Below are 13,520 nucleotides of genomic sequence, written 5' to 3'. Positions count from 1 at the left end.
GGGCAGGGCGCGGGCAGCACCCTGCAGGCGGCAAGATCAGCGCTTGGGGAGGATGTCCAGCTCGGCAGCGCTGGGCAGAAAGCTGCCGTTCCACACCGCCTGGGCGGGCACGGGGTTCTTGGTCTCGTAGGCCTTGGCGACCTGCTCGGCCATCAGGCCCAGGCGCTCGGTACGCAGCTGGCCAAAGCCTTCTTCGCGCGCGCCTTTGCTGTCGATGGCGGTGTCGATGGTGAGCTTGAGGCGTTTGACCTCCAGCGGCACATTGACCAGGCCATCCTTGGCCTTGAGCGAGGCAATGGCGGCCTGCGGATCGGCAATCGCCTCCTTGGCGCCCTTCGCAAACGCCTTGAGGAAGGCGCGCACGGCTTCGGGCTTCTCGGCAATCAGCTTGGGGCTGGCGATGATGACATTGCCATAGAGCTGCACGCCATGCGTGGCATAGGGCAGCACGACCACGTCTTCGGCCTTGATGCCACGCGCCTCCAGGTTAAGCAGGCTGGTGAAGGTGTAGCCGGTGACGGCATCCAGATCGCCGCGCACCAGCATGGTTTCGCGCAGCGGTGGATCCATGGTGGTCCACTGCACGGCGCCCACGCCATTGGCCTGCGCAAAGATCGGGAAGGTGCGGCGGCCCGCATCAAAAATCGGCGCGCCCATCTTCTTGCCAGTCAGATCGCTGGCCTTGGTGATGCCGGATTTTTTCAGCGCCATCACTGATGCGGGTGTGGTGTTGTAGATCACCATGATGGCCACCGGCTTGATCGGCGCATCGGGGTTGTTGGCATGGAATTCCATCAGTGCCGCCAGGTCGGCAAAGCCCAGGTCATGCGTGCCTGAGGCCACGCGCTGGATCGCGCCGGCGCCACTGGCCGCTTCCACCGTCACATCCAGACCGGCCTGCTTGAAGTAGCCCTTTTGCTCGGGGTGCACGAAGAGGGCGGCCGGGCCTTCAAAGCGCCAGTCGAGCTGGAACTTGAGCGGCGTCAGCGGCTGGGCCAGTGCGTTGCAGGTGCTGGCGGCGGCCAGCAGGGCCAGGGATGCGTGGAGGAAGCTGCGTTTTTTCACGGGATGGTCTCGTCAGGTGGTGGGGGACAAAAGGGGAGGAGAGGCTTGGGATGGCTTACTTTTTGGGGAGCACATCCAGCACGGCGGCGGGCGGCAGAAAGCTGCCGTTCCAGACGTCTTCGGCCTTGACGCGGGTCTTGGTGCCATAGGCGTCGGAGACCTGGGCGGCCATCAGGCTCAGGCGGCTGCTGTCGAGGTGGCCAAAGCCTTCCTTGCGGGCATCGGCGCTGTTGATGACGGTGTCGATGGCCAGCTGCAGGCGGCGCGTCTCCAGCGCCACATTGGCGATGCCATCACGCGCCTTGACGGACTGGATCGCCTGGGCCGGGTTGGCGATCACGCCCTTGGCGCCCTGGGCAAAGGCGGTCAAGAACTTCTTGATCGCCTCGGGCCGCTCCTGGATCATCTTGGGGCTGACGATGATCACGTTGCCGTAGAGCTTGACGCCATAGTCGGCGTACTGCATCACCACCACATCGCTGGCCTTGGCACCGCGCGCCTCCAGATTCAGCAGGCTGGTAAAGGTAAAGCCGGTGATGGCATCGACATCGCCGCGCACCAGCATGGTTTCGCGCAGGGGCGGGTCCATCGCCGTCCAGGCCACATTGCTGACGCCGTTGGCCTTTTCAAATATGGGGAAGGCCTTGCGGCCGGCATCGAACACCGGCGCGCCCAGCTTTTTGCCGCTCAGATCGGCCGGGGTCTTGATGCCCGACTTCTTGAGCGCCATCACCGAGGCCGGCGTGTTGTTGTAGACCACCATGACCGCGACCGGCTTGTTGGGCGCATCGGGGTTGTTGGCATGGAACTCCATCACCGAGGCCAGATCGGCAAAGCCCATGTCGTAGGTGCCCGATGCCACGCGCTGCACTGCACCGCCCGAGCCATTGCCGGCATCCACCGTCACATCCAGGCCCTGGGCCTTGAACAGGCCTTGCGCGACTGGCTGCAAGAAGAAGGCGGCGGGCCCCTCAAAGCGCCAATCGAGCTGGAACTTGATGGGCGCATCTGCCGCCTGGGCTGCACCCCAGGACAGCGCCAGAGCGGCGACGGTGGTCTTCAGAAAACTGCGCTTGTGCATGGGGGTCCTCCGATGTTGCATACAAGGTCGTTTGCAAGATCGGTGCCAGTTTGTAAGCCCCTGTACTGGCAGGCGCATTTGCACCAGGCTGGTGCAAATGCAAGGTGTTGGATGCGCGTGTATGCACGCACTGATGCAGGGCTGCGCATCTGCTTGGTGCAGCTTGTATACATGCTTGGTCGGCTACTGGGGCGCTGGCGGCCCGGCATGGCAATTGCAAGCAAAATGCGCCATTCAGACGACGAGAAAGCGCCCATGACCGAGATCGACTTTGCCCAGCTGGGCACCTATGAACGCTACAAGCTGATGGCCAGCCTGATCGTGCCACGCCCGATTGCGTTGGTGACGACCTTGGGCGCAGACGGCACCATCAATGCCGCCCCATTCAGCATGTTCAACATGATGGGCGAGGACCCACCGGTGGTGATGCTGAGCGTGAACAAGCTGCAGGACACCGCGCAAAAGGACACAGCCACCAACATCCTGCGCGACAAGGAGTTTGTGGTGCACATCGCCGACGAAGCCATGGCTGCCGCCATGCACCGCTGCGGCGACCGCCTGGCCCCGCATGAGAGCGAGCTGGACCATACGGGCCTGACAGCCACCCCCTCCCAAAGCGTGCGCCCCCCACGCATCGTGCAAGCCCCCGTCGCCTTCGAATGCGTGTTGCACGAAACCCTGGAAACCCCCAGCCGCTACGTCTTCATCGGCAGGGTGCAATGGCTGGCCGTGCGCGATGGCTTGGTCGACACCGAAAAATGGCGGGTACGCCTGCAGGAGTTCTTCCCCGTCGGGCGCTTTGGCGCGAGCTTTTACATCAACTGCCGGGAGCGCTTTGCGATTGAGGCGGGGGAGGGCCTGGCTGCCGCGCAGAGTTGGGCGGGGAGTACGGCGATTGATGAGATGTGAGGGGGTATAGGGGGATAGACTAGGTCACTCAACCGGCAGCCATCAATGCACGTGGCAAGGAACAATGCAAAGCGGGTGTCATGTTGCCCAGCGGAAAACAGTGGGTGAGGCACTCTTAAAAATCGTCGAAGAATGAACCGTCCTTTATCCGCTTCCGAAATGTCGCTCGTCCGCTGGATGCTGGAGAATGGCGTACCCGAAGCGAGCGCATTCCTCTCCCAGCTTGAGCACCTACAAGTCACTCCTTCGCGTTGTCCTTGCGGCTGCGCCACCCTCTGTTTCCAGTTGATCGATCACGACCCTGCGCCTCCAGGCGTGGGTATTCTGGGAGATTTCTTCTTTGACGACGCTGGTCTGGTTGCTGGCATATTCCTGTATCAAAGCGAAGGCCTGCTCAGCGGTTTAGAGGTCTATGGGCTTGAAGGCGAAGCGCCTAAACATCTTCCCTCTGAATCCATGCTTCGATCAATTGCATAGTCTCGGTGTCTGACTAGGTCTGCGATGGACCGGACTTTCAGAGCAAGCCAGGTCATTCCCAAATGCGGAATCTAAGCATCGTCCCGCAACGACCGGGTCTCCACCCCCTCAAGGCAAATTCTCCCGAAAAATAATCTGACTCCGCACGATGTCCACCGCCGTCATCGTGTCGAGTTGATCGCGCAGATTGCTGAATATGCGAATGCAGCTCATGATGATGCCCAGGTGGCTTTGGGTGATGACGGCGTCCATGGTGCCGTTGATCAGCAGGGCGCGGGTGTCGGGGGTGAGGCCGTGGCCGATGAGGACGACCTGGTGTTCGCGGCCGGCTTCCTGCAATGCACGGCCTACGCCATCCGATGAACCACCGATGTTGTAGATGCCGGCGATATGCGGGTGGCGCTGCAGCAGCTCCTTGGTTTGCTGGTAGTTGCGGGAGGAGTCGTCATAGCTCTCGCGCAGGCCCAGGATCTGCATATCGGGGAACTGCTCGGCATGCAGTTGCAGAAAGCCACCCTCGCGCTCCTCATGCGCCAGGTAGCTGCGCGATCCTGCAATCAGTGCGATTTGCGCATCGCGGCGCTGGTTGCCGATAAAGCGGGCCAGCAGGTAGGCGGCGGTGCGGCCAGCGGCGCGGTTGTCCAGCCCCACATAGGCGATGCGGGCGCTGTTGTCCAGGTCCGAGATCACAGTCAACGTAGGCACGCCCCGGTCGGCGAGTTGCTGCACGGCTTCGCGCACGGCGGGGTGCTCGATGGCCATGAAGGCGATGCCCTGCACCCGTTTGCCCAGGCGCAGCAAGGTAGCGGCCAGCGCTTCGGGGTTGAAGCTTTCGACATATTCCACCTGGCATTTGACGTTGAAGGGCGCCTGGTGGCTTTCTGAAAAGCCAATGGTGTCGCCCAGCATGCGCAGATAGGGGTTCTGGCCTTGGGGCAGCACAAAGGCCAGCTTCCAGGGCGCGGATTGGGGCGTGGCATCGGCCAGTGCATCGGGCAGGTAGCCCAGCGCCTGCGCGGCCTGGCGCACTTTCTGCACGGTGATGGGGCGCACGCCGGGGCGCTGGTTCAGCACCCGGTCGGCGGTCGCGGTGGAGACGCCCGCCAGGGCGGCCACGGTTTTGAGCGTGAGACGCTGCGGGGGCATTGCTGGGTGGCTAGGCATCAGAAAACATCAGATTCAATCATTTTGTGCGTTTGACTATAGCAAGTCGTTTGCATATCTTCCAGTATGAGATCTGTGCCATTACATCAATTCAAATCAAATACTAGGAGACAAGCATGACCGAACTCAGCCGCCGTTCCCTCATCAAGGGACTGACTGCCTTGCCTGCCGCGGGCATGGTGTCGGGCTTTCCATTGATCGCGCGTGCGGCCGAGTTCTCGCTCAAATACGGCAACAACCTGCCGCTGAGCCACCCGCTGAATATCCGTGCGCAAGAGGCGGCTGACCGCATCCGCAAGGAAAGCAATGGCCGCGTCGAGATGGCCATCTACCCCAACAACCAGCTGGGTGGCGATACCGACATGCTGGCGCAGGTGCGCTCGGGCGGTATTGATTTCTTCACGCCATCGGCACTGGTGATTGCCACCCTGGTGCCGGCAGCGGCCATCAATGCGGTGGGCTTTGCGTTTACCAACTACGACCAGGTCTGGAAGGCGATGGATGGCCAGCTGGGCGCGATGGTGCGGGCCGAGATTGCCAAGCGCAAGCTCTATGCGTTCGAGAAGATGTGGGACAACGGTTTCCGCCAGACCACCAGCAGCAAGGGCGCGGTGCAAAGCGCCAAGGACATGGATGGCCTGAAGATCCGCGTGCCGGTGAGCCCGATGCCGATTGCGATGTTCAAGGGCCTGGGCGCTGCGCCGGCCAGCCTGCAGTTCTCCGAGGTGTATTCGTCGCTGCAGACCCGGATTGTGGATGCGCAGGAGAACCCGCTGCCCATCATCCAGGTGGCCAAGCTCTACGAGGTGCAGAAGTTCTGCTCGCTGACCAACCATATCTGGGACGGTTATTGGTTCATTGCCAACGGCCGCATGTGGGAGAGCCTGCCGGCCGATCTGAAGAAAATCGTGGCCACCGCCATCAACGATGCCGGCATGGCGCAGCGGGCGGATATCAGCCAGCTCAATGCCTCGGTGCAGGCCGATCTGGCGAGCAAGGGCCTGCAGTTCAACCAACCGGATGCGGAGAGCTTTCGCGCGGCGCTGCGCAGCTCGGGCTTTTACAAGGATTGGCAAGGCCGCTTTGGCAAGGACGTGTGGAGCCTGCTCGAAGGCGCCGTTGGCAAGCTCGCTTGAGCGCTGCCTGATTCACCGTTCTGAACAAGAGCATTGCCATGTCCCACCCTGCAACCCCCGCGCTGGCGGGGCTCTCTCCTGCGCCGCCCGACAACGCCTTGGCCTCGCTGGCCCGTGGCGTTGACCGAGGTCTGGGCGCCATCGTCGAGACGGCGGCCGCCGCCTTGGTGCTGGCCGAAATCATCGTCCTGTTTGCCGGCGTGGTGGCGCGCTATGTGTTCCACCAGCCGCTGGTCTGGTCCGATGAGCTGGCGTCGCTGATGTTTCTGTGGCTGTCCATGCTGGGTGCCGTGGTGGCGCTGCGCCGGGGCGAGCACATGCGCATGACGGCCTTTATCAACAACGTGCGGCCAGGCCTGCGCGCGGCGCTGGAGGCCTTTGCACTGGCCGCATCGCTGGCCTTTTTGCTGATGGTGTTGGGCCCGGCGTATGAGTACGCGGAGGAAGAGGCCTTTATCACCACCCCGGCGATGGAGCTGAGCAATGCCTGGCGGGCCGCCGCGCTGCCAGTGGGCATGGGCCTGATGGCCGTGGTGGCCTTGCTGCGCCTGCTGACGCAGACCAGCTGGCAAAAGGCGCTGGCGGCGGTGGCCATGGTGGCGGGGCTGGTGCTGCTGTTCTGGCTGTGCCAGCCATTGTTCAAGAGCCTGGGCAAGTTCAACCTGGTGATCTTTTTTGTGCTTGTGGTGGCGGGCACGGTGTTTGCGGGTGTGCCGATTGCGTTCTCGTTTGCGCTCGCCACCTTTGGCTACCTGGCGCTGACCACACGCACGCCGCTGGTGGTGATGGTGGGGCGGCTCGATGAAGGCATGTCGCACCTGATCATGCTGGCGGTGCCGATGTTCATTTTTCTGGGCTCGCTGATCGAGATGACCGGTATGGCCAAGGCGATGATCCAGTTTCTGGCCAGCCTGCTGGGCCGCGTGCGCGGGGGCCTGTCCTATGTGCTGATTGGCGCGATGTACCTGGTCTCGGGCATCTCGGGATCAAAGGTGGCCGACATGGCCGCGATTGCACCGGTGCTGTTCCCTGAGATGAAAAAGCGCGGCGCCAAGGAGGGCGACCTGGTCGCGCTGCTGTCGGCCACCGGCGCGCAGACGGAGACCATTCCGCCGTCCATCGTGCTGATCACGATCGGCTCGGTCACCGGCATATCGATTGCCGCGCTGTTTACCGGCGGCATGCTGCCGGCGGTGGTGCTGGGCGCTGCGCTGTGCTGCGTCGTGTGGTGGCGTTACCGCAAAGAGGATCTGGGCGGTGTGGAGCGCTTCAGCGTTAGGCAGATCGGCCGCCTGCTGGTGATTGCGTTGCCGGCGCTGGCCTTGCCCTTTGTGATCCGCGCCGCCGTGGTGGAGGGGATCGCGACGGCGACCGAGGTGTCCACCATCGGCGTGGTCTATTCGGTGCTGGTGGGGCTGTTTATCTACCGCTGTTTTGACTGGCGGCGCCTCAAACCCATGCTGGTAGAGACCGCCTCGCTGTCGGGCGCGATCATGCTGATTGTGGGCTGCGCCACCGGCATGGCCTGGGGGCTGACGCAGTCGGGCTTCTCCTCCGACCTGGCCAAGGCGATGACCAGCATGCCGGGCGGCAGCTGGGGCTTTCTGGCGATCTCCATCGTCTGCTTCATCGTGCTGGGCAGTGTGCTGGAAGGCATCCCCGCCATCGTGCTGTTTGGCCCGCTGCTCTTCCCCATCGCCAAAGAGGTGGGCGTACATGAGGTGCATTACGCGATGGTCGTTATCTTTGCGATGGGTATTGGCCTGTTTGCGCCGCCCTTTGGTGTGGGCTACTACGGCGCCTGCGCGATCAGCAAGGTCAACCCCAACGAGGGCATTCGGCCCATTGGCGGCTACATGCTGGCGCTGTTCGTCGGGCTGCTCTTTGTGGCGGCTATTCCCTGGATTTCTACCGGATTTCTTTAAAGCGGGTTGCGGTCTCAGGGCCCGCTTTTAGGTCCAGGTCTGCATCGCGTGTACCCCACGTGAGGCAGCGCCTATGCCACCAACGCAACAACCAACCCTACAACAAACGAAAGACAAGCTATGAGTCGCTTTTTGGGAGAAATCCGCCAGCTGGGCTATGTGGTCAACGATATCGAGGCCGCGATGAAGTACTGGAGCGAGACCTTGGGCGTCGGCCCCTGGTTCTACAACCCGAAGGTGCCGATCGAGAACTACCAGTACGCGGGTGAAAGCTACCAGCCACACAACTCGGTGGCGCTGGCCAACTCGGGCTTTGTGCAGGTGGAGCTGATCCAGGTGCGCAACGATGTGCCGTCGATGTACCGCGACTTTCTGCGCGCCGGCCGCACGGGCCTGCAGCATGTGGCGTACTGGACCACCGACTACGACGCCGATCTGCAGCGCTTGCTGGCGCAGGGCTTCAAGCCGCTGATGAGTGGCGAGGTGGGCAAGAACGGCCGCTTTATCTACTTTGACACCGAGTACCACCCGGGCACGGTGATCGAGCTGTCCGAGGTGATGGGGTCCAAGGGAAAGATGTTTGATCTGATCCGCGCGGCCTCCCAGGACTGGGATGGCCAGAACCCCGTGCGCCCTTTCCCTGACCTCAACACCCTGTGATGGCCGGCCCGCCCTGGGCCTGGAAATGCGATGAAATCTACCCATTTTGAAGCCAGCTACCTGATCGAGACGCCGCTGGCGCCCGAGGCCGTGGCCGAGGTGATGGCCGGTGAGCAGTCCTGCGGCACCTTCACCCGCGTGGCGGGCGAGACCGATGACCTGCGGACACGCGCACGCGCCCAGGTGCTGCGGGTGCAGCCGCTGGGCACGGTGGAGCGGCCCAGCCTGCCCAATGCCTGGCTGGAGCGCCAAGGCTATGGCGCGGGCTCCCACTGGCAGCGTGCGCGTGTGCGCATTGCCTTCCCCATCGCCAATGTGGGCGCCAACCTGCCCACCTTGGCCGCCACCGTCAGCGGCAATCTGTACGACCTGGGAGAGGTATCGGGCCTGCGGCTGGAGAGCCTGGACCTGCCGCCGGACTACCGCGACCAGTTCGATCTGCCGACCCTGGGCGTGGCCGGCACGCGGCGCAGCATTGGGGCCAGCGCGGGCGCGATGGTGGGCACCATCATCAAGCCGAATGTGGGCCTGTCTGCCCAGCAAACGGCTGACCTGGTGCGGCAGCTCTGCGATGCGCGCGTGGACTTTATCAAGGACGATGAGGTATCGGCCAACCCGGCGCATGCACCGCTGCAGGAGCGCATCCCGGCGGTGATGCGCGTGATCCGCGAGCACCGGGAGCGCACCGGCAAATGGGTGATGGTGGCCTTCAACATCACTGACGAGACCAGCGCCATGCTGCGCCATGCCGATCTGGTGCAGCAAGAGGGCGGCAGCTGCGTGATGGCCAGCATCAACTGGTGCGGGCTGTCGGGCATCCAGAGCCTGCGGCGCCACACGCCCTTGGCGCTGCATGCGCACCGCAATGGCTATGGCGCGCTGTCACGCGACCCGATGCTGGGCATGGGCTACCAGGCCTACCAGACCCTGTGGCGCCTGGCCGGGGTGGACCATGTGCATGTGCATGGCCTGCAGGGCAAGTTTGCCCAGCCCGATGCCGAGGTGGTGGAATCCGCGCAGGACTGCCAGCGGCGCCTGTCTGCCGCGCAGGATGACCGCGTGCTGCCGGCCTTCTCATCGGGCCAGTGGGCGGGCACGGTGCCTGCGACCTGGGCGGCGCTGCAGAGCGATGACCTGCTGTTCATGTCGGGCGGCGGCATTCTGGCCCACCCCGATGGCCCGGCTGCCGGCGTAGTGAGCATTCGCCAGGCCTGGGCTGCCGTGCGCGAAGGCAGCAGTCTGGATGACTATGCCTGGCATGCGCCGGAGCTGGCGCGCGCGCTGCAGTTTTTTGGCAAGCGCGGATAGGCGACATGCTGGACACCTTGCTGCGCGGCCAGCCCGCCGTCGTCTGGTATGGCGATGACTTTACCGGTGCGACCGACACCCTGGCCACGGTGGCGCAGGCGGGCCTGCGTTCTCTGCTTTTTCTGGATGTACCGACCGGGGCACAGCGCGCCAAGGCCGGGCCCTTGCAGGCCATTGGCATTGCCGGTGCGGCCCGCAGTCTGCCACCGGCCGCGATGGCCGAGGTGCTGGCGCCGGTGGCGCAGTTCATGGCCGCCAGCGGCGCGCCGCTGCTGCACTACAAATGCTGCTCTACCTTTGACAGCGCCTCGCATGTGGGCAGCATTGGCGCGGCCGTGGCGGCCTTGCGCAGTGTGGCAGCGGCATCGCCAGCGGTGATTGTTGGCGGCCAGCCCAATATCGGGCGCTTTTGTGCCTTTGGCAACCTGTTTGCACAGGCGGGGCCGGGTGGTGCGGTGCAGCGCCTTGACCGCCACCCCACCATGCGGCAACACCCCGTCACCCCGATGGACGAGGCCGATCTGCGCCTGCACCTGGCCAAACAGGGGCTGGCCGATATACGGCTGCTGAGCACGCGGCAGCTGGAGCTGGCGGGCCGCGATACCGAGGTGCTGCTGCGCTGGATGCAAATACAAGAGGGAGAGAGCCCCTTGCCAGATGCCTTGCTGATCGACCTGGTGCATGAAGCCCAACTGCCGCAGATTGGCGCGCTGCTGTGGGCACGTGCGCAGCAATCGCCATTGCTGACCGTAGGGCCCAGCGGTGTAGAGCAGTGCCTGATAGCAGGCTGGCGCCAACTGGGCTTATTAAGCGATGCGCCAGTGGCTGAACCGCTGGCGCCTGCGCAGGGCCCGGTGCTGGTGTTGGTGGGCAGTCTGTCGCCGGTATCCAGCCAGCAGATCGCGGCCAGCCAGCAGTTTGACAAGCGGGAGGTGGAGGTGAACCGGCTGCTGGCCGAGGAGGGCTATCTGAGCGCTTGCGCGGCCCAGCTGGCCCAGGGCCTGCACGAGGGGCGCCCTATGCTGGCGCACACCAGCCGGCCCAACCAAGCGGTGGACGCGGCCACAACGGCAGCGGTGGCACAGCGCAGTGCGCAGCTGGTGGCGGAGACTTTGCGCCTGCTGGCTGCACAGGGCCAGCCCTTGCGGCGCCTGGGCATTGCGGGCGGCGATACCTCCAGCCTGGCGACGCAGGCGCTGGGGCTGTGGGGGCTGGCCTTCCACAGCACCTTGGCGCCTGGCGTGACCCTGAGCGTTGCACGCAGCGATGATGCGCGCATCGATGGGCTGGAGCTGATGCTCAAAGGCGGGCAGATGGGCGATGCGCAGCTGTTCGACCGGTTAGTGACGGGAGCGGGCTGAGAGGCGCGAGGGCTGAGGCGCAGACGTAAAAAAGCCCCAGGCGCTATGCCTGGGGCTATCTTTTTATGGGCTGTGCAGCGCAAGCAAAGGCGCGGCGGGTGCCGCGCCAGGGCTTACTTGCCTTCCTTGCGGGCCTGGGCCTGGGCGGCGACCAGGGCCGTCATGTTGACCACGCGGCGCACGGTGGACGAGGGGGTCAGCACATGGGCGGGTGCCTCGCTGCCCAGCAGGATCGGGCCGATGGTGGTGCCGTGCGATGCCGTGGTCTTGAGCACATTGAACAGAATGTTCGCTGCGTCCAGGTTCGGGCAGATCAGCACATTGGCTTCACCGGTCAGGCTCGACTCGATGAGGGTGCGCTCGCGCACGTGTTCGTCCAGCGCGGCATCACCATGCATCTCGCCATCGCATTCGATGTCGGGGTTGGCGGCGGCAAACAGGTCGCGGGCAGCGCGCATCTTGAGCGCCGACTTGCGGGTGGACGAGCCGTAGTTGCTGTGCGACAGGAAGGCCACCTTGGGCGGCAGGCCAAAGCGCTGCACCTCTTGCGCGGCAAGCTTGGCGATCTGGGCCAGCTCTTCGGCGGTCGGGTCTTCGTTGATGTAGGTGTCGGCGATGAACAGCGTGCGGTTTTCCAGCATCAGCGCGTTCACGGTGGCCAGGCGGTTGGCATCGGTCTGGTGGCCCAGCACGTCTTCGATATGGCCCAGGTGCTTGTCAAAGCGGCCCATCACGCCACACAGCATTGCGTCGGCATCGCCCAGGTGCACCATCAGTGCGGCGATCACGGTGTTGGAGCGGCGCACGGCAGACTTGGCGACCTCGGGGGTCACGCCATTGCGGCCCATCAGGGCGTGGTAGGCCTCCCAGTACTGGCGGAAGCGGGGGTCATCTTCCGGATCGACGATGTCCACATCCTTGCCCAGTTGCAGGCGCAGACCGGCCTTGGCGATGCGGGCTTCGATGACGGCCGGGCGGCCGATCAGGATAGGCTTGGCCAGGCCGTCGTCCACGGCGACCTGCACGGCGCGCAGCACGCGCTCGTCTTCGCCTTCGGCGTAGGCCACGCGTTGCACATGGCTCTTGGCCGCAGCGAACACGGGGCGCATGAACATGCTGGTCTGGTAGACGAAGCGGGTGAGGTTCTCACGGTAGGCGTCGATGTCTTCGATCGGGCGTGCAGCGACGCCGGACTCTTGTGCAGCCTTGGCCACGGCGGGCGCAATGCGCAGGATCAGGCGCGTGTCGAACGGGGTGGGGATCAGGTAGTCGGGGCCGAACTTCAGCTCCTTGCCCTGGTAGGCGGCTGCCACTTCGTCGCTCACGTCCTGCTTGGCCAGCGCGGCGATTTCGCGCACGCAGGCCAGCTTCATCGCTTCAGTGATCTTGCTCGCGCCGCAATCGAGCGCGCCACGGAAGATGTAGGGGAAGCACAGCACGTTGTTGACCTGGTTCGGGTAGTCCGAACGGCCGGTGGCGATGATGCAATCGGGGCGAACGGCCTTGGCCAGCTCGGGGCGGATTTCCGGCTCGGGGTTGGCCAGTGCCAGGATGATGGGCTTGTCGGCCATGGTCTTGACCATGTCGGCCGTCAGCACGCCGGGTGCCGAGCAGCCCAGGAACACGTCAGCGCCGTTGACCACGTCGGCCAGGGTACGGGCCTCGGTCTTTTGCGCGTAGCGCGCCTTGGAGGCATCGAGGTTGCCAGGGCGGCCTTCGTAGATCACGCCCTTGGAGTCGACCATGAAGATGTTCTCGCGCTTGACGCCGAGGCCCACCATCACATCGACGCAGGCAATGGCTGCAGCGCCCGCACCGGAGACGGCGATCTTGACGTTGCCGATCTGCTTGTCGACCAGTTCCAGGCCGTTGAGCAGCGCAGCGCTGGAGATGATGGCCGTGCCGTGCTGGTCGTCATGGAACACCGGAATGTTCATGCGCTTGGACAGCTCTTGCTCGATGTAGAAGCACTCGGGTGCCTTGATGTCTTCAAGGTTGATGCCGCCCAGCGTGGGTTCGAGGCTGGCGATGATGTCGATCAGCTTGTCTGGATCGCGCTCGGCCAGCTCAATGTCGAACACATCGACACCGGCGAACTTCTTGAACAGGCAGCCCTTGCCTTCCATCACCGGCTTGCTGGCCAGCGGGCCGATATCGCCCAGGCCCAGCACGGCGGTGCCGTTGGTGATCACACCGACCAGGTTGCCGCGCGAGGTGTAGTCTGCTGCCAGGCTGGGATCGGCTTCGATGTCCAGGCAAGGGTAGGCCACGCCTGGCGAGTAGGCCAGCGACAGGTCACGCTGGTTGGACAGCGGCTTGGTGGGGGTGACGGAGATCTTGCCCTTGCTGGGGCTGCGATGGTATTCGAGTGCGGCTTCGCGCAGTGCCTGTTCGGCGGCGGACAGTTGTTGTGCCATAAGAGTGAATCAATCCA

The 13,520-nt window shown here is 64.1% G+C and carries 11 protein-coding genes; 7 read left to right on the top strand and 4 right to left on the bottom strand.

All coding sequences use genetic code 11. From position 1 onward, the window contains the following. Positions 1–36 precede the first annotated feature (36 nt). Together LPW39_RS05275 and LPW39_RS05270 are read right to left on the bottom strand one after the other, a co-directional pair. Positions 37–1,065, bottom strand: coding sequence for an ABC transporter substrate-binding protein (locus LPW39_RS05275; protein ID WP_230771914.1), 1,029 nt, complete (start codon positions 1,063–1,065; stop codon positions 37–39). Between the two features lie 55 nt (positions 1,066–1,120). Further along, positions 1,121–2,146, bottom strand: a complete 1,026-nt coding sequence (locus tag LPW39_RS05270; protein WP_230771912.1) for an ABC transporter substrate-binding protein — start codon at positions 2,144–2,146, stop codon at positions 1,121–1,123. Positions 2,147–2,401: 255 nt separating this feature from the next. On the opposite strand from LPW39_RS05270, the gene LPW39_RS05265 reads away from it, so the two are divergent. Together LPW39_RS05265 and LPW39_RS05260 are read left to right on the top strand one after the other, a co-directional pair. Beyond that, positions 2,402–3,055 carry a flavin reductase family protein gene (locus tag LPW39_RS05265; RefSeq protein WP_230772890.1) on the top strand — a complete coding sequence of 218 codons (654 nt, stop codon included), beginning with the start codon at positions 2,402–2,404 and terminating at the stop codon, positions 3,053–3,055. Between the two features lie 132 nt (positions 3,056–3,187). Then, positions 3,188–3,532, top strand: coding sequence for a hypothetical protein (locus LPW39_RS05260; RefSeq protein WP_230771910.1), 345 nt, complete (start codon positions 3,188–3,190; stop codon positions 3,530–3,532). A 108-nt stretch (positions 3,533–3,640) separates the two neighbouring features. Here the strand turns inward: LPW39_RS05260 and LPW39_RS05255 are convergent, their stop codons facing one another. After that, a complete protein-coding gene (locus tag LPW39_RS05255; RefSeq protein ID WP_230771908.1) occupies positions 3,641–4,678 on the bottom strand; it encodes a LacI family DNA-binding transcriptional regulator in 1,038 nt (345 codons plus the stop codon). Between the two features lie 134 nt (positions 4,679–4,812). Here LPW39_RS05255 and LPW39_RS05250 point away from each other — a divergent pair, with 134 nt between their 5' ends. The 5 genes from LPW39_RS05250 (at position 4,813) to LPW39_RS05230 (ending at position 11,086) form a co-directional block, all read left to right on the top strand. Then, entirely contained in the window at positions 4,813–5,832 is a 1,020-nt protein-coding gene (locus LPW39_RS05250) for a TRAP transporter substrate-binding protein (RefSeq protein WP_230771907.1), read from the top strand. A gap of 38 nt (positions 5,833–5,870) precedes the next feature. Then, on the top strand, positions 5,871–7,757 hold the full coding sequence (locus LPW39_RS05245) for a TRAP transporter large permease (protein WP_230771905.1): 1,887 nt from the start codon (positions 5,871–5,873) through the stop codon (positions 7,755–7,757). Positions 7,758–7,877: 120 nt separating this feature from the next. Further along, positions 7,878–8,417, top strand: a complete 540-nt coding sequence (locus LPW39_RS05240) for a VOC family protein (protein WP_230771903.1) — start codon at positions 7,878–7,880, stop codon at positions 8,415–8,417. A gap of 30 nt (positions 8,418–8,447) precedes the next feature. Then, positions 8,448–9,725 (top strand): ribulose-bisphosphate carboxylase large subunit family protein, encoded by a 1,278-nt coding sequence (locus LPW39_RS05235; RefSeq protein ID WP_230771901.1) that lies wholly within the window; start codon positions 8,448–8,450, stop codon positions 9,723–9,725. Positions 9,726–9,730: 5 nt separating this feature from the next. Next, complete coding sequence (locus LPW39_RS05230) at positions 9,731–11,086, top strand: four-carbon acid sugar kinase family protein (RefSeq protein WP_230771899.1); 1,356 nt, start codon at positions 9,731–9,733, stop codon at positions 11,084–11,086. Positions 11,087–11,199: 113 nt separating this feature from the next. Here LPW39_RS05230 and LPW39_RS05225 read toward each other — a convergent pair whose 3' ends face one another. Beyond that, on the bottom strand, positions 11,200–13,503 hold the full coding sequence (locus tag LPW39_RS05225; protein ID WP_230771898.1) for an NADP-dependent malic enzyme: 2,304 nt from the start codon (positions 13,501–13,503) through the stop codon (positions 11,200–11,202). Positions 13,504–13,520 lie beyond the last annotated feature (17 nt).

This window comes from Comamonas koreensis, from assembly GCF_021026195.1.
GTDB classification, from domain to species: Bacteria; Pseudomonadota; Gammaproteobacteria; order Burkholderiales; family Burkholderiaceae_C; genus Comamonas; species Comamonas koreensis.
Note: the sequence above shows the minus strand (reverse complement) of the source record. Positions and strands in the feature narration are given on the sequence as shown.

Excerpts from the sequence above, each read along its gene's own strand:
- LPW39_RS05265 (WP_230772890.1), top strand. The coding sequence starts at position 2,402 with ATGACCGAGATCGACTTTGCCCAGCTGGGCACCTATGAACGCTACAAG.
- LPW39_RS05260 (WP_230771910.1), top strand. The coding sequence starts at position 3,188 with ATGAACCGTCCTTTATCCGCTTCCGAAATGTCGCTCGTCCGCTGGATG.
- LPW39_RS05240 (WP_230771903.1), top strand. The coding sequence starts at position 7,878 with ATGAGTCGCTTTTTGGGAGAAATCCGCCAGCTGGGCTATGTGGTCAAC.
- LPW39_RS05230 (WP_230771899.1), top strand. The coding sequence starts at position 9,731 with ATGCTGGACACCTTGCTGCGCGGCCAGCCCGCCGTCGTCTGGTATGGC.
- LPW39_RS05270 (WP_230771912.1), bottom strand. The coding sequence starts at position 2,146 with ATGCACAAGCGCAGTTTTCTGAAGACCACCGTCGCCGCTCTGGCGCTG.
- LPW39_RS05225 (WP_230771898.1), bottom strand. The coding sequence starts at position 13,503 with ATGGCACAACAACTGTCCGCCGCCGAACAGGCACTGCGCGAAGCCGCA.
- LPW39_RS05235 (WP_230771901.1), top strand. The coding sequence starts at position 8,448 with ATGAAATCTACCCATTTTGAAGCCAGCTACCTGATCGAGACGCCGCTG.
- LPW39_RS05245 (WP_230771905.1), top strand. The coding sequence starts at position 5,871 with ATGTCCCACCCTGCAACCCCCGCGCTGGCGGGGCTCTCTCCTGCGCCG.
- LPW39_RS05255 (WP_230771908.1), bottom strand. The coding sequence starts at position 4,678 with ATGCCCCCGCAGCGTCTCACGCTCAAAACCGTGGCCGCCCTGGCGGGC.
- LPW39_RS05250 (WP_230771907.1), top strand. The coding sequence starts at position 4,813 with ATGACCGAACTCAGCCGCCGTTCCCTCATCAAGGGACTGACTGCCTTG.